This is a genomic window from Agrococcus versicolor (assembly GCF_039531815.1).
GTDB classification, from domain to species: domain Bacteria; phylum Actinomycetota; class Actinomycetes; order Actinomycetales; family Microbacteriaceae; genus Agrococcus; species Agrococcus versicolor.
This window is the reverse complement of the sequence record NZ_BAAAQT010000005.1, coordinates 887,011-906,457: the sequence shown is the minus strand read 5'-3', so window position 1 is coordinate 906,457 and position 19,447 is coordinate 887,011. Positions and strand designations below refer to the sequence as shown.

Annotated in this window: 20 protein-coding genes and 1 pseudogene; 12 read left to right on the top strand and 9 right to left on the bottom strand. The window is 73.4% G+C overall.

Going from position 1 to position 19,447, the window contains the following annotated elements; all coding sequences use genetic code 11:
* Positions 1–111 precede the first annotated feature (111 nt).
* Positions 112–1,722, top strand: a complete 1,611-nt coding sequence (locus ABD249_RS07280) for an ABC-F family ATP-binding cassette domain-containing protein (RefSeq protein WP_344342172.1) — start codon at positions 112–114, stop codon at positions 1,720–1,722.
* Positions 1,723–2,391, top strand: a complete 669-nt coding sequence (locus tag ABD249_RS07275) for a trimeric intracellular cation channel family protein (protein ID WP_344342170.1) — start codon at positions 1,723–1,725, stop codon at positions 2,389–2,391. It abuts the gene before it with no gap.
* 30 nt (positions 2,392–2,421) lie between these two features.
* Here ABD249_RS07275 and ABD249_RS07270 read toward each other — a convergent pair whose 3' ends face one another.
* From ABD249_RS07270 to ABD249_RS07260, 3 genes are read right to left on the bottom strand one after another with little or no spacing between them, the layout of a single operon-like run.
* Complete coding sequence (locus tag ABD249_RS07270) at positions 2,422–3,237, bottom strand: SURF1 family cytochrome oxidase biogenesis protein (RefSeq protein ID WP_344342167.1); 816 nt, start codon at positions 3,235–3,237, stop codon at positions 2,422–2,424.
* Positions 3,237–3,473, bottom strand: a complete 237-nt coding sequence (locus ABD249_RS07265; protein ID WP_344342165.1) for a hypothetical protein — start codon at positions 3,471–3,473, stop codon at positions 3,237–3,239. Before ABD249_RS07265 ends, ABD249_RS07270 begins: the two co-directional genes overlap by 1 nt.
* 13 nt (positions 3,474–3,486) lie before the next feature.
* Complete coding sequence (locus tag ABD249_RS07260) at positions 3,487–3,747, bottom strand: DUF3099 domain-containing protein (protein ID WP_344342162.1); 261 nt, start codon at positions 3,745–3,747, stop codon at positions 3,487–3,489.
* 73 nt (positions 3,748–3,820) lie between these two features.
* On the opposite strand from ABD249_RS07260, the gene ABD249_RS07255 reads away from it, so the two are divergent.
* Positions 3,821–4,525 (top strand): beta-ketoacyl-ACP reductase, encoded by a 705-nt coding sequence (locus ABD249_RS07255; RefSeq protein ID WP_344342160.1) that lies wholly within the window; start codon positions 3,821–3,823, stop codon positions 4,523–4,525.
* 48 nt (positions 4,526–4,573) lie between these two features.
* Positions 4,574–5,719: pseudogene (locus ABD249_RS07250) on the top strand (benzoate/H(+) symporter BenE family transporter); the annotation flags it as partial.
* Positions 5,720–5,732: 13 nt separating this feature from the next.
* On the opposite strand, the gene ABD249_RS07245 reads toward ABD249_RS07250, so the two are convergent.
* From ABD249_RS07245 to glgC, 3 genes are all read right to left on the bottom strand, one after another.
* Positions 5,733–7,037 (bottom strand): HNH endonuclease signature motif containing protein, encoded by a 1,305-nt coding sequence (locus tag ABD249_RS07245; RefSeq protein WP_344342156.1) that lies wholly within the window; start codon positions 7,035–7,037, stop codon positions 5,733–5,735.
* Positions 7,038–7,110: 73 nt separating this feature from the next.
* Positions 7,111–7,764, bottom strand: coding sequence for a phosphoserine phosphatase SerB (gene serB, locus ABD249_RS07240; protein WP_344342154.1), 654 nt, complete (start codon positions 7,762–7,764; stop codon positions 7,111–7,113).
* The gene (gene glgC, locus ABD249_RS07235; protein ID WP_344342152.1) at positions 7,761–8,999 is read right to left on the bottom strand and encodes a glucose-1-phosphate adenylyltransferase; all 1,239 of its coding nucleotides are present in this window, start codon (positions 8,997–8,999) and stop codon (positions 7,761–7,763) included. The genes serB and glgC overlap by 4 nt, the downstream gene beginning before the upstream one ends.
* A gap of 78 nt (positions 9,000–9,077) precedes the next feature.
* Here glgC and glgA point away from each other — a divergent pair, with 78 nt between their 5' ends.
* From glgA to ABD249_RS07220, 3 genes are all read left to right on the top strand, one after another.
* Entirely contained in the window at positions 9,078–10,274 is a 1,197-nt protein-coding gene (gene glgA / locus ABD249_RS07230; RefSeq protein WP_344342149.1) for a glycogen synthase, read from the top strand.
* A gap of 56 nt (positions 10,275–10,330) precedes the next feature.
* Positions 10,331–11,113 (top strand): ABC transporter ATP-binding protein, encoded by a 783-nt coding sequence (locus ABD249_RS07225; protein WP_344342147.1) that lies wholly within the window; start codon positions 10,331–10,333, stop codon positions 11,111–11,113.
* A gap of 104 nt (positions 11,114–11,217) precedes the next feature.
* Positions 11,218–11,466, top strand: coding sequence for a type B 50S ribosomal protein L31 (locus tag ABD249_RS07220; protein WP_344342144.1), 249 nt, complete (start codon positions 11,218–11,220; stop codon positions 11,464–11,466).
* A gap of 76 nt (positions 11,467–11,542) precedes the next feature.
* Here ABD249_RS07220 and ABD249_RS07215 read toward each other — a convergent pair whose 3' ends face one another.
* Positions 11,543–12,349 carry a 3'-5' exonuclease gene (locus ABD249_RS07215; RefSeq protein ID WP_344342142.1) on the bottom strand — a complete coding sequence of 269 codons (807 nt, stop codon included), beginning with the start codon at positions 12,347–12,349 and terminating at the stop codon, positions 11,543–11,545.
* A gap of 62 nt (positions 12,350–12,411) precedes the next feature.
* Here ABD249_RS07215 and ABD249_RS07210 point away from each other — a divergent pair, with 62 nt between their 5' ends.
* Both ABD249_RS07210 and ABD249_RS07205 read left to right on the top strand, forming a co-directional pair.
* Entirely contained in the window at positions 12,412–13,290 is an 879-nt protein-coding gene (locus tag ABD249_RS07210; RefSeq protein ID WP_344342140.1) for an alpha/beta fold hydrolase, read from the top strand.
* Positions 13,287–14,363 carry a glycosyltransferase family 4 protein gene (locus ABD249_RS07205; protein ID WP_344342137.1) on the top strand — a complete coding sequence of 359 codons (1,077 nt, stop codon included), beginning with the start codon at positions 13,287–13,289 and terminating at the stop codon, positions 14,361–14,363. The genes ABD249_RS07210 and ABD249_RS07205 overlap by 4 nt, the downstream gene beginning before the upstream one ends.
* Positions 14,364–14,366: 3 nt before the next feature.
* Here ABD249_RS07205 and ABD249_RS07200 read toward each other — a convergent pair whose 3' ends face one another.
* Positions 14,367–15,188: a Sir2 family NAD-dependent protein deacetylase gene (locus ABD249_RS07200; protein ID WP_344342135.1), complete on the bottom strand. Its 822-nt coding sequence runs from the start codon at positions 15,186–15,188 to the stop codon at positions 14,367–14,369.
* 50 nt (positions 15,189–15,238) lie between these two features.
* Here ABD249_RS07200 and ABD249_RS07195 point away from each other — a divergent pair, with 50 nt between their 5' ends.
* Both ABD249_RS07195 and ABD249_RS07190 read left to right on the top strand, forming a co-directional pair.
* Positions 15,239–16,042 (top strand): TrmH family RNA methyltransferase, encoded by an 804-nt coding sequence (locus tag ABD249_RS07195; protein WP_344342133.1) that lies wholly within the window; start codon positions 15,239–15,241, stop codon positions 16,040–16,042.
* Entirely contained in the window at positions 16,039–17,304 is a 1,266-nt protein-coding gene (locus tag ABD249_RS07190; RefSeq protein WP_344342130.1) for a D-alanyl-D-alanine carboxypeptidase family protein, read from the top strand. Before ABD249_RS07195 ends, ABD249_RS07190 begins: the two co-directional genes overlap by 4 nt.
* Here ABD249_RS07190 and ABD249_RS07185 read toward each other — a convergent pair.
* Complete coding sequence (locus ABD249_RS07185; RefSeq protein ID WP_344342128.1) at positions 17,301–18,086, bottom strand: SGNH/GDSL hydrolase family protein; 786 nt, start codon at positions 18,084–18,086, stop codon at positions 17,301–17,303. The two genes, ABD249_RS07190 and ABD249_RS07185, sit on opposite strands and share 4 nt — an antisense overlap.
* Positions 18,087–18,200: 114 nt before the next feature.
* Between ABD249_RS07185 and dinB the strand changes: the two genes are divergently transcribed.
* Positions 18,201–19,445 carry a DNA polymerase IV gene (gene dinB / locus ABD249_RS07180; RefSeq protein WP_344342126.1) on the top strand — a complete coding sequence of 415 codons (1,245 nt, stop codon included), beginning with the start codon at positions 18,201–18,203 and terminating at the stop codon, positions 19,443–19,445.
* The last annotated feature ends 2 nt before the right edge of the window (positions 19,446–19,447 follow it).

Genomic DNA, 19,447 nt, shown 5'->3' with positions numbered 1-19,447 from the left:
GCGACGCTCGGCGACCAGGTGCGTCCGCCGCGCCCGCGCCGGGCACGGTAGACTGGGCGGCTGGCCACGTCGGCCGCATCCCCACCCGCTCTCGAGCCGCGAGGCACAGCCATGATCTCCGTCACCGACCTCGACCTGTCCGTCGGCGCACGCACCCTCATGTCGGGCGTGTCCTTCCGCGTCGAGCGCGGCGACAAGATCGGGCTCGTCGGCCGCAACGGCGCCGGCAAGACGACGATGACGAAGGTGCTCGCGGGCGTCACCGACGATCGCGACGGCCACGACTACACCGGCCTCATCGAGCGCACGGGGGAGATCGGCTACCTGCCGCAGGACCCCCGCTCGGGCGACCCGAAGCAGACGGCCCGCACCCGCATCCTCGACGCGCGCGGCATCGGCACCGTCATCGAGGAGATGCGCACCGCCACCGAGCGCATGGCGCTCGGCGGGTCCGAGGGCGAGCGGGCCATGCGGGCGTACTCGCGGCTCGAGGACCAGTTCCTCGGCCTGGGCGGCTACGCGGCGGAGGCGGAGGGCGCGGCGATCGCGTCGAACCTGCAGCTGCCGGAGCGCATCCTCGACCAGCCGCTCGAGACGCTCTCGGGCGGCCAGCGCCGACGCATCGAGCTCGCCCGCATCCTGTACTCGGGTGCCGACACCATGCTGCTCGACGAGCCGACCAACCACCTCGACGCCGACTCCGTCGTGTGGCTGCGCGAGTTCCTGAAGGGCTACGCCGGCGGCATCGTCGTCATCAGCCACGACGTCGTGCTCGTCGAGGAGACGGTGAACCGCGTCTTCTACCTCGACGCGAACCGCCAGGTCATCGACATCTACAACATGGGCTGGAAGCACTACCTCCGCCAGCGCGAGGCCGACGCCGATCGCCGCAAGCGCGAGCGCACGAACGCGGAGCGCCAGGCCGGCGTGCTGCAGACCCAGGCCGCGAAGATGGGTGCTCGCGCCTCCGGCGCCGTCGCCGCCAAGCAGATGGCGAAGCGCGCCGATCGCCTGCTGTCCGGGCTCGAGGAGGTGCGCGCCGCCGACAAGGTCGCGAAGCTGCGCTTCCCGAAGCCCGCACCGTGCGGCCGGACGCCGCTGCAGGCGCACGACCTCTCGAAGTCCTACGGCTCGCTCGAGATCTTCTCGGCCGTCGACCTCGCGATCGACCGCGGCACGAAGGTCGTCGCCCTCGGCCTCAACGGCGCGGGCAAGACGACGCTGCTGCGGATCCTCGCGGGCGTCGCCGAGTCGGACACCGGCGAGATCGAGCGCGGCCACGGCCTGCGCATCGGCTACTACGCGCAGGAGCACGAGACGCTCGACGTCGACCGCACCGTGCTGCAGAACATGGTCTCGGCCGCGCCGGAGATCACCGAGATGGAGGCGCGGCGCGTGCTCGGCTCGTTCCTCTTCACCGGCGACGACGTGCACAAGCCCGCACGGGTGCTCTCCGGTGGCGAGAAGACGCGCCTGAGCCTCGCGACGCTCGTGGTGTCGGCGGCGAACGTCCTGCTGCTCGACGAGCCGACGAACAACCTCGACCCCGCGAGCCGCGAGGAGATCCTCGGCGCGCTCGACGCCTACGAGGGCTCGGTCGTGCTCGTGAGCCACGACCCCGGCGCCGTCGCGGCGCTGCACCCCGACCGGGTGCTCATCATGCCCGACGGCACCGAGGACCACTGGAACGCCGAGTACCTCGAGCTCATCGAGCTCGCCTAGATGATCGACGGCTGGCTCGGCGTCGTCCACGCCGCGCTCGTCGGGCTCGGCGTGCTGGCGTTCGCGATCTCCGGCGCGCAGCTCGCGGCGGAGCGCCGCATGGACGTCGTCGGCATGGCGTTCCTCGCCGTCGTCACCGCGACGGGCGGCGGCATGCTGCGCGACCTGCTCGTGGGGCGCACGCCCGCCGTGCTCGTCGACGTGTGGATGGTGGGCGTCGCCGTCGCGGGTGCCGCGATCGTCTTCGTGCTGCACCGCTGGATCGCGCACCTCGCCCGGCCCGTGCTGGTCTTCGACGCCATCGGCCTCGGGGTGTTCTGCGTCGAGGGCACGATCGTCGCGATCGAGGCGGGCATCGGGCCGGTCGGCGCGGCGATCGTCGGCATGCTGACGGGCGTCGGCGGCGGCATCCTGCGCGACGTGCTCGCGAACGACATCCCCGCGGTCATGCGGCGCGAGTCGCGCCTCTACCTGCTGCCGGCGCTCACGGGCGCCGGCCTCACGGCGGCGCTCGTCGAGCTCGGCGTCGGCTCGACGTGGGTGCTCGTCGGCGTCGGCGCCGCCGTCATCGCGTTCCGGCTGCTCGCGGAGCGCTTCCGCTGGCGCGTGCCTGCGCTGTCGACGACGGTGCTGCCGATCGTGGATCCCGGCTCGCGCGACGCGCGCTGAGCCCGGCGGCCGCGCGACCGGTCTCGCGCGTCAGCGGTCGGCGGCGTCGAGGATGGCGTCCTCGACGTCGGAGTCCGACTGCCGTCGGCCGCGCCGCGGCTCGCGGGGCTCGTCGAGCTCGGCGTCGCCGCGCGCCTCGCGCCGCAGCGCCCACACGTAGCCGACGAATCCCATCGCCGCGAACACGAACCACTGCAGCGTGTACGACAGGTGCGGGCCCTCGTCGAGCACGGGCCGCGTCGCGAGGGCGACGCCCTCGGGCGACGCGCCGTCCTCGGAGGCGAGCAGGCCGTACGCGCCCGTGTACACCGGCTCGTCGTGCGCCTGGGCGATCGCGTCGAGGTCGACGCTCGCGATCTGCCCCTCGGGGGCGCCGCGTCCGGCGATCTCGCCCTCGTCCTCACGGAGGCGCACGACGATCGTGACCTCGCCCGTCGGCGGCGCGGGGACGGCGTCCGGTGCGGCGGACGTGTCGCCGGGAGGCACCCAGCCGCGGTCGACGAGCAGGATGCTGCCCGCGTCGGTGCGGAAGGGCACGACGACGTCGAAGCCGACGGCGGTGTCGCGCACACGGCCGCGCAGGAGCAGCTGCTCGTCGGCGAGGTACTCGCCGCGGGCCTCGACGACCGTCCACTGCTGGCCGAGCTCGTAGTCGTCGGTCTCGACGAGGACGTCCTCGAGCGGCACGGCCGGCTCGTCGTAGTTGGCGTCGAGGCGTGCGATGGCGGCGAGCGCCTCCTCGCGGCGGTTCCACTGCCAGGAGCCGAGCGCGACGCACGCGACGGCGAAGAGGACGACGAGCGCGAGGTAGCCGAGCCAGCGGCGGGTGCGCAGGAGCGCGAGCATCAGAGCACCAGCTCAGCCGCGTCGCCGAACGGCGCGACCGCGACGGGGAAGTCGCGGCTCGCGAGCCAGTCGCGCAGGTGGTCGCGGTGCTCGTCGCACGCCGCCCACTCCTTCACGCGGTCCTCGGAGTGGATGCGCGGGTTGCGCCAGCCGATCGTCCACGCGGCGCTCGCATGGCAGCCCGCCGCGGAGCACTGGGCGACGCCCGTGGGGTCGCCGAAGCCGAGGCCGATCATGGCGATCGCCTCGTCACGACTCGATCTGGCGCCTGGTGACGCGATCGGTCTTCGTGCCGAGGGAGCTCGAGGCGTTCGCGACGACGACCGCGACCCAGGGGATCACGACGGCGACGACGGCCGGTGCGAGCTTCCACCAGTCGGGGACGACGATGAAGAGCACGATGCACACGAGGCGGATCGCCATCATGATCAGGTACGTCCTCGTACGCCTGCGTCGGTCCTCGGTGGGAGACACAGGGAGGTCTGTGATGGACGGCTCGTCGTGGTGCATGGGTTCCTGGTCACCAGCGTACGCCTGGCTAGGCTTGCCGACGACGACTCGCTGTCCGCCTTGAGAGGAACCCATGTCCCGCACCGTGCTCGTGACCGGCGGCAATCGCGGCATCGGCCGCGCCATCGCCACCGCATTCGTCGAGGCGGGCCATCGCGTCGCCGTGACCGCGCGGTCGGGCGAGGGCCCCGAGGGCACGCTGACCGTGCGCGCCGACGTCACCGACGCCGCGTCGATCGACGCGGCGTTCACGCAGGTCGAGGCGGAGCTCGGCCCCGTCGAGGTCGTCGTGGCGAACGCGGGCATCACGCGCGACACCCTGCTGATGCGCATGAGCGAGCAGGACTTCTCGGACGTCGTCGACACGAACCTCACGGGCTCGTTCCGCGTCGTGCAGCGCGCGTCGAAGGGCATGGTGCGCGCCCGGTTCGGCCGCATCATCCTCGTCTCGTCCGTCGTCGGCCTCCTCGGCGGCGCCGGGCAGGTCAACTACGCCGCCTCGAAGGCCGGCCTCGTGGGCATCGCGCGGTCGATCACGCGCGAGCTCGGCTCGCGCGGCATCACGGCGAACGTCGTCGCGCCGGGCTTCATCGAGACCGACATGACCGACGCGCTGCCGGCCGAGCAGCAGGCGCAGTACAAGGCGCAGATCCCCGCGGGCCGCTTCGCGCGCGCCGACGAGGTCGCACGCGTGATCACGTGGCTCGCGTCGGACGACGCCGCCTACGTCTCCGGCGCCGTCATCCCCGTCGACGGCGGCCTCGGGATGGGGCACTAGACGGACGCTCCGCCGCGCTCGCCCGCGTCGCCAGGCGGCTGGGGGGCACCGGTCGCGGCGGGCGTCGTCTCGGCGCTCGTCGGCTTCACCTCGTCGTTCGTCGTCGTGCTGCAGGGCCTCGCGGCCGTGGGCGCCGACGCCGACGAGGCCGCCTCGGGCCTGCTGGCGGCGACGATCGCCATGGGCGTCGGCAGCATCGTGCTCGCGGTCTCGACGCGCCTGCCGATCACCGTCGCGTGGTCGACGCCCGGTGCGGCGCTGCTCGTGGGCACGGGCGCCGTGACCGGCGGGTGGCCCGCTGCCGTGGGCGCGTTCGTCGTCGTCGGCGTCCTCGTGCTGCTCACGGGGCTCGTGCCGTGGCTGGGGCGTGCGATCGCCGCGATCCCGACCTCGATCGCGCAGGCGATGCTCGCGGGCGTGCTGCTCCAGCTGTGCCTCGGCGTCGTCACGGGGCTCGCGGCGAACCCGATCGCGGTGGCGCCGGTCGTGGTCGTGTGGATCGTCGCGATGCGCCTCGCACCGCGCTGGGCCGCGCCGCTCGCGTTCGTCGCCGCCGCCGTCGTGGTCGCGGTGCATCTGGCGACGACCGGGGCGTCTCCCGCGGTCGCCGACCTCGTGCCGCGCGTCGGCGCGACGGCACCCGCCTTCACGGTCGCGGGGGTCGTCGGCATCGCGCTGCCGCTCTTCCTCGTGACGATGGCGTCGCAGAACGTGCCGGGCGTCGCCGTCATGCGCGGCCTCGGCTTCGAGGTGCCGTGGCGCCGCTCGATGGTCGTGACCGGCATCGGCACCGTGGCGATGGCGCCGCTCGGCGGCCATGCCATCAACCTCGCGGCGATCTCGGCAGCGCTGGCCGCCGGCCCGGAGGCGGGGGAGGACCGTTCGCGGCGGTGGGTCGCATCCGTCGCGTCCGGCTCGCTGCTCGTCGTGCTCGGCGTCGCCTCGAGCGCGCTCGCCACGCTCGTCGGCCTCGCACCGGTCGGCGTCGTCGCGGCCGTCGCCGGCCTCGCACTCCTGGGCACCCTCGCGTCGTCGCTGCAGGCGGCGCTCGACGACGCGACCGACCGCATCCCCGCGGTCGCGACCTTCGTCGTCGCGGCATCCGGCGTCGCGATCGCCGGCGTGAGCGCGGCGTTCTGGGCGCTCGTGATCGGCGTGCTGCTGCGAGCGCTGCTGCGCGGGCGACGCCGCTGAGGACGCCGCCGCGTCAGAAGGGCAGCGCCGCGGGTTCGGGCTCGACGAACGTCGGGCCGGACGGGGGTGGTCGGTCGACGTAGGCGTGCCCGAGGGGCGACGCCCAATGGAGCTCGCCCGGGTGCGGCTGCGAGACCGTCCAGGCGGTGGCGTGCTTCAGCGTGTGGTGCCTGCGGCAGAGGGAGGCGAGGTTGCCGAGCGAGGTCGTGCCACCGTCGGACCAGGCGATCGTGTGGTCGACGTCGGCTTGGCGGGCCTGCGCGCCGCACCCCGGGAACCTGCAGCTGCGATCTCGGGCTCGGAGGTGTCGCAGCTGCGCGGCCGACGGCCGGTAGGCGTCGACCTCGAGCACGGTGCCGTCGATCGGATCGGTGAGCAGCCGCTCCCACGTCGCCGCGCCGCCCGCCAGCGCACGCGCCGTCTCGGGGTCGACCGGCTGGACGCCGTCGAGGGTCGCGGGACGATCGCCCGCACCCGTCAGGGTCGTGACGGGGATCGTGATCTGGACCACAGCGGCGATCGCGCCGAGGAGCCCGGGGCGCTCGACCGCCTCGCCGGAGTCGGTGCGCTCGCTCGTCGCCGCGCCCGAGCCCGTGAGCAGCAGCTCGCAGAACGCGTCTGCCCTCCACTGATCGATCGTGCGAGGGTCGTCGTCGGCCTTCGATCGCGCCCCTGCGAGGAGGCGATGCTCGATGCCGGCCGCGAGCACCGCCGGGACGAACGCGTGCACGTGCGCCATGCCGTCGTCGCCGGGCGAGACGCGCACGTGGCGGTCGTCGCGTGCACGCCGATGACGGACGGCGATCGGCTCGGCCAGGAACGCATCGGCACGGCGCCGCGCGACGCGCCGGACGCGCGCGGGGGTGGTGGTCTCGGCGAGCGCGATCATCTCGGCCGCGTAGGCCGCGCGCTGCTCGGGGTCGACCTCGGACGTGGCGAGCGGCCCGCCCGCCTCGACGATGACCCGCAGGTGCCCGCGACCGATGCGGGCCGTCGCGAACGCGTCGACCACCGTCGGCCACGAGTCGACGAGGTCCATCGCCTCGGACAGCTGCGCCTCGACCGTGCGATCCGACAGCCGCATGCGCACGCCGACCTCGGCAGCGACCGACCGCACGTGCATCGCGACATCGCCGCCGAGGACGCGGGCCCGCTCGACGCCGAGGTGCCCGAGCGCGGCGAGCAGCCGGAGCCGGTAGGCCTCGAGCGCCTGCACGCCCACGGCGATCGCGTCGAGCTGCGACAGGGCGTTCGCCTGGATCGCGTCGAGCGCGGCGGGATCCGGCCCGCTCGGGACTCGTGCCATCTCCTGCGCCATGCCAGGACCATGCCAGCCACCACCGACATCGCGACGGGCACCGACGATCGCCGGACGCGGACGCGGATGCGAGCTACGCGGCGTGCTCCGGCGCGGGCTCGAGCAGCGCGAGCACGTGGCGCATGTCGGGCTCGTCGACCCGCACGGCGCATCGCTCGCGCACGATGGGCTTGGCGCAGAACGCGACGCCGATGCCCGCGTCGGCGAGCATGAGGAGGTCGTTCGCGCCGTCGCCGATCGCGACGGTCGCCGAGAGCGGCACGTCGTGCTCGCCCGCCCATCGGTGCAACGCGTCGCGCTTGGCCGCGGCGTCGATCACGGGCCCGACCGTCCGGCCCGTCAGGCGTCCGCGATCCACGCCGAGGCGGTTGGCGAGCGTGCGGTCGATGCCGAGCGAGGCCGCGAGCGGGTCGAGGACCTCGTGGAAGCCGCCGGAGACGGCTCCGACGATGCCGCCGGAGGCGTGCACGGCGTCGATGAGCTGCTGCGCGCCGTCGGTGACGCGCACGGCACCGACGACGTCGTCGAGCACAGACGTCGGCAGGCCCTCGAGCACGAGCACGCGCTCGGCGAGCGACGCGGCGAAGTCGAGCTCGCCGCGCATCGCGCGCTCCGTCACGGCCTCGACGTGCGCCCGCGCGTCAGGCCCGACGGCGTCGGCGATGAGCTCGATGACCTCGTCGCGGATGAGGGTGGAGTCGACGTCGGTGACGACGACTCGTCTCACGCGAGCACCTGCACGCCCTTCGGCACCGTCACGATGCCCGTCTCCGAGACCGAGAAGCCACGCGCGCGGTCGTGGTCGTGGTCGACGCCGATCTGCACGCCCGGCGCGACGACGACCTCCTTGTCGAGGATCGCGCGGCGGACGACGGCGCCGGCGCCGACGTGCACCTGCTCGAACAGCACGGCGTCGGACACCGAGGCGCCCGAGTCGACCCGGTTCCACGGCGAGAGCACGCTGCGCACGATCGACGCACCCTGGATGACGCTGCCGGACGAGACGATCGACTCGATGACCTCGGCGGGGCGTCCGGACGCGTCGCGCGTGAACTTCGCCGGCGGCTCGTTGTACTGCGCCGAGTAGATGGGCCAGCGACGGTTGTACAGGTTGAAGATCGGCAGCGCGGCGATGAGGTCCATGTGCGCGTCGAAGAACGACTCGATCGTGCCGACGTCGCGCCAGTAGTACTTGTCGCGGTCGGTCATGCCGGGGACGGTGTTCGACTGGAGGTCGTAGAAGTACGCCTCGCCGCGGTCGACGAAGTACGGCACGATGTCGCCACCCATGTCGTGGCTCGACTCGTCGCTCTCGCCGTCGCTCCGGACGGCCTCCACCAGCGCGTCCGCGTCGAAGACGTAGTTGCCCATCGACGCGAGCACCTCGTCGGGGGAGTCGAGCAGCGGCTTCGGGTCCTTGGGCTTCTCGCGGAAGGCGTCGATCTTGCCCGAGCCGTCCGACGACTCCTCGATGACGCCGAACTGGTCGGCGAGCGCGATGGGCTGGCGGATGCCGGCGACGGTCATGCGCGCACCCGACGCGATGTGCGCCTCGATCATGTCGCGGAAGTCCATGCGGTAGACGTGGTCGGCGCCGACGACGACGACGATGTCGGGCTTCTCGTCCTTGATGAGGTTGAGCGACTGCAGGATCGCGTCCGCGGAGCCCTGGAACCAGCGCTTGCCGAGCCGCTGCTGCGCCGGCACGGAGGCGACGTACGAGCCGAGCTGCGGCGCCATGCGCCACATCTGCGAGATGTGCCGGTCGAGCGAGTGCGACTTGTACTGCGTCAGCACCACGATCTGACGGAGGCTCGAGTTCACGAGGTTCGACAGCGCGAAGTCGATGAGGCGATACGTCCCGCCGAACGGCACGGCGGGCTTCGCCCTGTCCTCGGTCAGGGGCATGAGCCGCTTTCCCTCGCCACCGGCGAGGACGATCCCGAAGACCTTCTTGTCCATGCGGCCCAACCTACCCGGCGCACCTGCGCCGCGCCGGGGCTTGCGCGCGCGGCCGCACCCCCGGCGTACGCTGACGGCATGCGCGTCGATGTCGTCACGAAGGAGTACCCGCCCGCCATCTACGGAGGGGCCGGGGTCCACGTCACCGAGCTGGTGCGCGCGCTGCGGCGCGACGCCGAGGTGCAGGTGCGCTGCTTCGGCGCGCCGCGCGACGAGGCGGACGTCACCGCCTACGAGGTGCCGAGCGAGCTCGCGGACGCGAACGCCGCGCTGCAGACCCTCGCCGTCGACCTGCAGATCGCCGACGCCGTCGCCGGCGCCGACGTCGTGCACTCGCACACCTGGTACGCCAACGAGGCGGGCAGGCTCGCGCAGGAGCTCCACGGCATCCCGCACGTCGTCACAGCGCACTCCCTCGAGCCGCTGCGCCCGTGGAAGGCCGAGCAGCTCGCCGGCGGCTACCGCATCTCGAGCGACGTCGAGCGCCGCGCCTACGAGGCTGCCGATCGCGTCATCGCCGTGAGCGACGGCATGCGCGCGGACATCCTGCGCTCGTACCCGAGCCTCGACCCCGAGCGCGTCGTCACGATCACGAACGGCATCGACCTCGACGTCTGGCACCGCGTCGACGACCCCGACCGCGCCCGCGAGCTCGGGCTCGACCCCGACCTGCCCTCCGTCGTCTTCGTCGGACGCATCACGCGGCAGAAGGGCCTGCCCTACCTGCTGCGCGCCGCACGGCAGCTGCCGGAGGACGTGCAGCTCGTGCTGTGCGCCGGCGCCCCCGACACGCAGGAGATCCTCGCGGAGGTCCGTGCGCTCGTCGAGGAGCTGCGCGAGACGCGCGGCGGCGTCGTGTGGATCGACGAGCACCTGCCGCGCGCCGACATGCAGGTGCTGCTCAGCCACGCGACGACGTTCGTGTGCCCGAGCGTCTACGAGCCCCTCGGCATCGTGAACCTCGAGGCCATGGCGTGCGGCGCAGCCGTCGTCGGCAGCGCGACGGGCGGCATCCCCGAGGTCATCGACGACGGCGTCACGGGCGTCCTCGTGCCGATCGACCAGGTGCAGGACGGCACGGGCACGCCGACCGATCCCGACCGCTTCGTCGACGACCTCGCCGCGGCCCTCGCCCGCGTCGTCGCGGACCCGGAGGCGGCGCGCCGCATGGGCGAGGCGGGCCGCGAGCGCGCTCGGACGCACTTCGACTGGGGCCGCATCGCCGACGAGACGCGCGCGCTCTACGAGACGGTCGTCGCCGAGCGCGCACGCTGAGCGGCGCGCGGGCGCGGCGCCCGACGCGAGCGGCCGACGCGGATAGGGTCGAGGGCATGACGCGTGTCCTCGAGCTCGACGACGTGAGCGTCGTACGGAACGGCGATCGGATCCTCGACGCGGTGAGCTGGAGCGTCGACTCCAGCGAGCGCTGGGTGATCCTCGGCCCGAACGGCGCGGGCAAGTCGACGATCCTGCAGCTGGCCTCGGCCTCGATGCATCCGACGACCGGCACGGTCGAGGTGCTGGGGGAGCGGCTGGGGCGCGTCGACGTCTTCGAGCTGCGCACGCGCATCGGCATGGCTGCCACGAGCCTCGGACGGCGCATCCCGCCGCAGGAGACCGTCGGCAACGCCGTGCTCACGGCGGCCTACGCCGTGACGGGTCGATGGAACGAGCGCTATGACTCGGTCGACCTCGAGCGCGCCGCCGTCGTCATGGAGGACTGGGAGCTCACCCGGCTGTCGAAGCGCGCCTTGGGCACGCTGAGCGACGGCGAGCAGAAGCGCGTGCAGATCGCGCGCGCCGTCATGACGGATCCCGAGCTCATGCTGCTCGACGAGCCGGCGGGCAGCCTCGACCTCGGCGCGCGCGAGGGCCTCGTGCGCTCGCTCGCCGAGTACGCCGCCAGCCCGCTCGCACCGGGCCTCGTCATGGTCACGCACCACGTCGAGGAGATCCCGCCGGGCTTCACCCACGTGCTGCTCCTCGCGGACGGGACGGTGTCGGCATCCGGCGCGATCGACGACGTCCTGACCGACGAGCAGCTCACCCGCACGTTCGGCACGCCCCTGCGCGTGACGCGCGACGGCGATCGCTTCTCCGCTCGCGCGGCGTGACGGTCAGGCCGCCCACGAGCACCATCCCGCAGCCGCTCGTCTGCTAGGCTCGGTCGCTGGCGACATCGCGCCGACGACTTCCATCCACACCCCGAGGTTCAAGCATGAAGACTGGCATCCACCCCGACTACCGCGACATCGTGTTCCGCGACCTCGCGTCGGGCGAGACGTTCCTCACGCGCTCGACGACGAACAGCGACAAGACGATCGAGCTCGACGGCGTCGAGTACCCCGTCATCGACGTCGAGATCTCGAGCGCCTCGCACCCGTTCTACACGGGCAAGCAGCGCATCATGGACTCGGCCGGCCGCGTCGAGAAGTTCAACAAGCGCTTCAAGGGCTTCGGCAACTGAGCCGCACCCCACGCGCAGCACGAAGGCGGGCACCCGATCGGGTGCCCGCCTTCGTCGTGCGTGGGGAGGCGGCGACTCAGCCGCGCGCCTGACGGATGGGCCAGCCGCGGTCGGCGAGGAACGACGGGTCGCGCTGCTGCATGTAGCGCGCGAACGACTCGGCCTGCTGCGTCGCCCAGTCGATCGTCTGCGCGTGCAGCTCGTCGGCCGGCACGCGCAGCTGCGGGAAGAGCTCGTGCATCGCGAGCGCGAGCCTGCCTGCGGCGATGGCGTCGGCCGAGGCGTCGTGCCAGGCGTCGAGCGTGACGCCGTAGTGCGCGCACGTGACGCCGAGCGTGCGCTTGCCCTTGCGGTAGCGGTCGACCTGCTTGTCGAGCACGAGCGGGTCGATGACGGGCGCGGGCTCGGGGATGGGCGCGATGCCGTGACGCAGCGCCTCGTGGTGCAGCACCGTGAAGTCGTAGGCGGCGTTGTAGGCGACGACCGGCGTGCCCTCGCGCAGCAGGTTCGAGAGCTCGGCGACGAGCGCCGCGACGACGTCGAACGCGGGCTGCCCCTCGGCACGTGCGCGCTCGGTCGTCACGCCGTGGATGGCCGCCGCGCCCTCGGGGATCTCGATGCCGGGGTCGGCGATCCATGCGTGCTGCTCGACGAGGGCTCCCGTCTCGTCGAGCACGCCGAGGAAGGCCGTGACGATGCGAGCGGTCGACGTGTCGACGCCCGTGGTCTCGAGGTCGAAGACGGCGACCCTCGACGTCCACGTGCTGGGCGGGCCGGCGTCGCCGGCGGCGCCCTGCACGGCGTCCTGCACGGCGAGGGCCTGCGTCACGAGGTCGTCGATCGGTCCGGCCTCGCCCGGCCGCGGGCTCTGGGTCTCGATCATGGCGCCACGGTAGCCCGCGCCGCCGACACGAGCGGGCAGGCGCGCCCCGTAGGCTCGGACGCATGGTCGAATCGCCGTTCCAGGAGCTGCTGGATGCGACGCCGCTCGCTCGCCACGAGGGCGTGGTCGACGGCATCCGCACCGCCTGGTTCTCCTACGGCGACCCCGAGGCGCAGCCCATCGTGCTCGTGCACGGGTACCGCGGCGACCACCACGGGCTCGAGACGATCGCCGCGCACCTCACGGGCATGCGCGCGATCGTGCCCGACCTCCCGGGGTTCGGCGAGACGGCCGCCGCGTCCGACGCCTCGATCGACGCCTACGCCTCCTGGCTCGTCGCCTTCGTCGCCGAGCACGCGCCCGGCGCACCCGTGCTCGGCCACTCGTTCGGCTCGATCGTCGTCGCCGCCGCGGCCGCGGCCGGGCTCGACGCCGAGCGCATCGTGCTCGTGAACCCCATCGCGCAGCCGGCGCTCGAGGGTCCGCAGCGCGCGCTGTCGCGCCTGACGCTCGGCTGGTACCGCGCGGCCGCCGCGGCGCCCGAGCGCGTCGGCCACGCCATGCTGTCGAGCCCCGTCATCGTGCGCGGCATGAGCCTCGTCATGACGAAGTCGCGCGATCGCGCCATGCGCCGGTGGATCCACGACCAGCACGATCGGTACTTCTCGGCGTTCGCGACCCGCACGTCGGTCGTCGACGCGTTCGAGACGTCGATCTCGACGAACGTCGGCCACTACGCCGATCGCATCGCACAGCCCGTGCTGCTCGTCGCTGCCGACCGCGACGACATCACGCCGCTGGCCGCCCAGCGCGCGCTCGCCACCCGATTCCCCGACGCGCGCATCGCCGTGCTGCACGGCACGGGCCATCTGGTGCACTACGAGCAGCCCGACCAGGTGGCGAGCCGCGTCCGCCGATTCCTCGCGGACGTCCCCGCATGAGGGTGCTGTTCGACTGCCGCTACGTCCGCACCGAGCGGCACGACGGCATCTCGCGCTTCTCGGCCGAGCTCGTCGCGAGGCTCGGCGCGCGCGCGGACGTCACGATGCTCGTGCACGACCCGGCGCAGCTGCGCATGCTGCCGGACCTGCCGCACGTGCTCGGTCCGAGCCCGACGGGCGCGCTCGAGCCGCTCGCGACGTGGCGCATGCGGCACGTCGACGTCGACGTCGTGTACTCGCCCATGCAGACGATCGGCTCGCTCGGTCGACGCACGGCGCTCGTCACGACCGTCCACGACCTCATCTACTACCGCCACCCCATGCCGCCGCGCGACCTGCCCGCGCCCGTGCGCGCCCTGTGGCGGCTGTACCACCTCTCCTACGCGCCGCAGCGCCTGCTGCTGCGCGGCGCCGACGCGACGGTCGTCGTCTCCGAGACGACGGCGAGCCTCGTGCGCGAGCACCGGCTGACGACGCATCCCGTCCACGTCGTGCGCAACGCCGCCGACGCGCTCGGCGAGCCCGTCGCCCACACGAGCCCGCCGACCCGGCGTCTCGTCTACATGGGCTCGTTCATGCCCTACAAGGGCGTCGACACGCTCGTGCGCATGGCGGCGCTGCTGCCCGAGCACGAGCTGCACCTGCTCAGCCGGATGCCGGCCGGCGAGGAGGCGCGGCTGCGCGCGCTCGCCCCGAGCGCGCGCGTCGTCGTGCACGACGGCGTGACCGACGACGAGTACGCCGAGGTGCTGCGCAGCGCGACGGCGCTCGTGCATGCGAGCCACGACGAGGGCTTCGGCATCCCGCTGCTCGAGGCGATGATGCTCGGCGTGCCCGTCGTCGCGAGCGACATCCCGATCTTCCGCGAGGTCGCCGGCGACGCGGGCGTCTACGCGCCCGTCGGCGACGCGCAGGGCTTCGCGGATGCCGTGCGCACGCTCGAGGGGGAGTGGGCGGAGCGCTCGGCCGCCTCGCGGCGCCAGGCGGCGACGTTCTCGTGGGACGCGTCGTCCGACGCGCTGCACGCGGCGCTCGAGGCGACGGTCGCGGCGCGGCGCACCGGGCGCGGCTAGCGCCTAGGACGCGTGCGGCGCCGGCGCGAGCGCGTCGGCGAAGGCCGTGAGCGTCTCGGACGTGCCGGCGTCGATGCGCACGGTCGCGCGCCGATCCCACTTCGTCACGCCGCGGTTGACGATGACGACGGGCAGCTCGCGCCTGCGCGCGACCTCGAGGAGGCGGATCGCCGTGTTGACCGCGAGCGACGATCCGGCCACGAGCACGACGCTCGCGGCGCGCACCGCCATGTCGGCCTCGTGGAAGACGTGGCTCGGCACGAGCTCGCCGAAGAAGACGACGTCGGGCTTCAGGATGCCGCCGCACACGAAGCACGCGGGCACCGTGAAGTCCTGGTCGCCCTCGAGGTCGACGTCGCCGTCCGGGTTCATGCGCACCGACTCCGGCAGCGTGATCCACGGGTTCTGCTCGGCGATGCGATCGGCGACGACCTGCCGGGGGAAGCGCGAGCCGCAGTCGAGGCACGTGACGGTCGCGTTGGCGCCGTGGAGGTGCGTGACGTTGCGGGTGCCCGCCTTCTCGTGCAGGTCGTCGACGTTCTGCGTCGCGACCCCCGTCAGCAGGCCGGCCGCCTCCAGGCGCGCGATGGCATGGTGCCCCGCGTTCGGCTGCGTCGACGAGAACGTGCGCCAGCCCAGGTGGCTGCCTGCCCAGTAGCGGCGCCGCGCGTGCTCGGAGGCGAGGAAGCGGTCGAGCTGCATCGGGTTGCGCGGCGGCGCGCCGGCGCCCCGATAGTCGGGGATGCCGCTGTCCGTCGAGATCCCCGCGCCGGTGATGACGGCGATGGGTCCGAGGCCGAGCGTGGCGATCGCAGTGTCGAGCACGTCTCGATCCTACGGACCCCCATACGCTGGACCCGCACGGAGGGGGGCCCATGGACATCGTGCGCATCGCGTCGCTCGACGATCCGCGGCTGACGGACTACGTCGGCCTCACCGACGTGCAGCTGCGCACGCGCAAGGAGGTCGAGCGCGGGCTGTACATGGCCGAGTCGCAGACCGTGCTGCGCCGCGCGCTCGCCGCAGGGCACGCCCCGCGCTCGGTGCTCGTCACCGAGCGGTGGCTGCCCGACGTCGAGGCGCTCGTCGGCCACCTCGACATCCCCGTCTTCCTCGGCGAGGAGTCGCAGCTCGCGACGCTCATCGGCTTCCACCTGCACCGCGGCGCCCTCGCGGCCATGCAGCGCCCCGAGCTACCGAGCGTCGCCGAGGTGCTGCGCGACGCGCGCGTCGTCGTCGTGCTCGACGGGCTCGTCGACCACACGAACGTCGGCGCGGCCTTCCGCAGCGTCGCCGGCCTCGGCGCCGACGCCGTGCTCGTGACGCCCACGTGCTCCGACCCGCTCTACCGGCGTGCCGTGCGCGTGAGCATGGGCACGGTGCTGCAGGTGCCGTGGACGCGCATCCCCGCATGGCCCGAGGCCGCGCCGCTGCTCCACGACGCGGGCTTCCAGATCGCCGCGCTCGCCCTCTCGGACGACGCCGTCGACCTCGCGAGCTGGCGGCACGATCGCGACGAGCGCGTCGCGATCGTGCTCGGCAACGAGGGGCACGGCCTCGGGCGCGACGCCCTCGCGGCCGCCGACGTCGTCGTGCGCATCCCGATGCGGCACGGCGTCGACTCGCTGAACGTCGCCGCGACGAGCGCCGTGGCGCTCTGGGCGGTGCTGCACGGATGAGCTACGTCACCGCCTCGACCCAGCGCCGCACCCGCACCCGCTGGTGGGTGCGCCTCCTGCAGGTGCTCCTCGTCGTCGTGCTCGTCGTGCCCGTGCCCTACGTCGGCGCCGCGATCCTCGCCCCGACGCCCGTCTTCGCCGCCGAGGAGGTCGCGCCGCCGGTGACGCCGGGTGCCGAGGCGCAGATAGACTGGCCGACGACCCCGGTCGCCGCGGGCTTCTCCGTCGTGGGCCTCGAGGGCGCCACGGGCACGTCCGGCAGCACGCAGTCGCATCCGACGGCGAGCGTCGGCAAGCTCATCACGGTCCTCGTCGTGCTCGACGCGCATCCGCTCGAGGGCGCCGACCGTGGGCCGACCATCACGTACGACGCCGTCGACGTCGCCCTGCAGGATGCGGCCTTCGCCGAGAACGCGCCGATCGCCCCCGTGCGCACGGGCGCGACGACCACGCAGCGCGACCTCATCGAGTACGCGCTCGTCGACTCCGCCGCGAACGCCGCGACGTCGCTCGCGCGCTGGGCCTTCGGCGACCAGGACGCCTACGTCGCCGCCGCCAACGCGTGGCTCGCGCGCGAGGGCCTCGTCGGCACGACCGTCGCCGATGCCGCGGGCCTCGACGCGGCGACCGTCTCGACGGCCGCGGACCTCGTCGCGATCGGCGAGCGCATCGTCGCGAACCCCGTGACCCTCGGCGCCGTGCAGCTGCCGAGCGTCACGATCCCCGGCATCGGCGCGGCGCCCAACACGAACCGCATCCTCGGCCAGCACGACATCGACGGCGGCAAGACCGGCACGCTCGTCGTCTGGGGCCGCAACCTCTTCGTCACCGCCGAGCGCGTCGTCGACGGCGTGCCGCGCCGCGTCGTGATCGTCATCATGGGCACCATCCAGGCGACGGTGACCGACGAGGCGGCGATCGCGCTGCTCGAGTCGGTCTACGCCAACATCCAGCAGCGCGAGCTGCTGCCCGCGGGCGCGGTGGTCGGCACCTACGAGGCGCCATGGGGCTCGAGCGTCGAGGCGACGACGACCGAGGCCGTCGTCGGCACGACGTGGGGCACGGCGGTCCCCGCGATCGACGTCGAGCTCGAGGCGCTGCCGACCGAGGCCCACCGCGCGGAGGTCGGCACGATGACCGTCGCGCTCGCCGACGGCGAGGTCGTCGTGCCCGTCGAGCCATCGGGGCGCATCGCCGCGCCCGAGCTGTCGTGGCGGCTGACGCATCCGCTCGTCGTGCTCGACTGGCTCACCGGCTCCTAGCCGTCGTCGCCGCTGCGGCGCACCGGCTCGGCGAGCGGTCGCTTCGGCAGCAGCCGATCGCCCGACGATCGCCCGGTGAGGCGTCGCACGACCCACGGTCCGAAGAACTCGCGGGCCCACACGATGTCCTCGCCGGCCGCCTGGCGCCACGTGCGGCTCGGCAGCGGCTCGGGGTGCTGCGGGTGGAGCTCGTGCTCGACGCCGAGCGCGTCGAGCACGAGCATCGCGATGCGGTGGTGGCCGAGCGCCGAGAAGTGCAGGCGGTCGGGCGCCCACATGCGCGGGTCCTGCAGCTCGGTCGCCGACCACATGTCGGCGACGATCGCGTCGTGCCTGCGGGCGAGGCCCGCGAGGTTGCAGTTGTAGATCGCGACGCGGCCGCGGATCGAGCGGAGCACGGGCGTCATGCCGATGTCGGGCCCGTTGAAGAGCACGACGGTCGCGCCGCCGGCGGCGAGCCGCTCGACGGCGCGCTCGAGCCGCGCCGAGACGCGGTCGGGATCGGCGCCCGGGCGCAGGAGGTCGTTGCCGCCCGCGGAGATCGACACGAGGTCGGGCTGCAGCTCGAGGGCGGGCTCGAGCTGCTCGTCGACGATGCGGTCGAGGAGCCGCCCGCGGATGGCGAGGTTCGCGTAGGCGAGGTCGGGCTGCGTGCGCGCGAGCTCCTCGGCGACGCGATCGGCCCAGCCGCGCACGCCGTTCGGCAGCGACGGCTCCTCGTCGCCCACGCCCTCGGTGAAGGAGTCCCCGATGGCGACGTACCGGGTCCACGGATGCTGCATGCCCTCCATGCTGGCACGCGCTCCCGAGCGCGACATCCTCCCTCCGTCGGAGATCGCCGAGCGCGCCGGGAGCGCCTGCGCGTCGATGTCGGAGGACGCTGGGACCATGGAGACGTGAGCAAGCAGGACGGCTCGAACCGCATGGTCTCGAGCCTCGACGTCGACGATGCGTCGGCGACGATCCTGCACGTCGACCTCGACGCGTTCTTCGCCTCGGCGTCGCTCATCGCACGCCCGGACCTCCGCGGCCTGCCCGTCGTCATCGGCCACGACTCGTCCCGCTCGGTCGTCACGGCCGCGACGTACGAGGCGCGGCGCTACGGCGTGCACTCGGCGATGCCGATGGGCAGGGCGCTGCAGCTGTGCCCGAACGCCGTCATCCTCGAGCCCGACTTCGCGCTCTACTCGCGGCTGTCGCACGAGGTCATGGCGATCCTCGACGACTTCTCGCCCGAGGTCGAGCGGCTCGGCATCGACGAGGCGTTCGTCGACGTCGCGGGGGCGCGCCGTCTGCTCGGCGGCGCCGTCGCGATCGGCACGGCCATCCGCGAGCGCGTCCGCGCCGAGACGGGGCTCGTGGCGTCGGTGGGCGCGTCGTCGACGAAGTTCATCGCGAAGCTCGCCTCGGGCAGGGCGAAGCCCGACGGGCTGCTCGTCGTGCCCGCCGACGAGGCGGTCGCGTTCCTGCATCCGCAGCCCGTCGGCGCGCTGTGGGGCGTGGGGGAGCGCACGCAGGAGCGGCTCGAGCGCTACGGCCTGCGCACCGTCTCCGATGTCGCCCACACCCCCCTCGCGACGCTCTCGGGCTGGTTCGGGCCGTCGCTCGGGCCCCACCTGCACGCGCTCGCGTGGGCGCGCGACGTGCGCGCGGTCCGCGAGCGCGCCCGCGAGCGGTCGATGGGCCACAACCACACGTTCGGCGTCGACGTCACCGACCGCGACGACCTCCGCAGCGAGATCCTGCGCCTCGGCACGGGCGTCGGCAGACGCCTGCGCGCCGCGGGCGCCGTCGGCCGCACCGTGACGCTGCGCGTGCGCTTCCACGACTTCCGCACCATCACGCGCTCGCGCACCCTGCCCGACGCGACCGACGTCACGCGCGTCATCGTCGAGACGGCCTGGACGCTGCTCGACGAGCTCGACGACCCGACGCCCGTGCGGCTGCTCGGCGTGCAGATGACGCAGCTGTCCGATCCGTCCGACGCGGGGCTGCTCTGGGACGACAGCGAGGACTGGGGCAGCGCAGAGCGCGCGATGGACGCCGTGCACGATCGCTTCGGCACCCTCGCCGTCACGCCGGCGTCGATGCTGCGCCGCGAGCGCAAGCGCGAGGACGCCGGGCCGTCCGGCGGCGACTGACG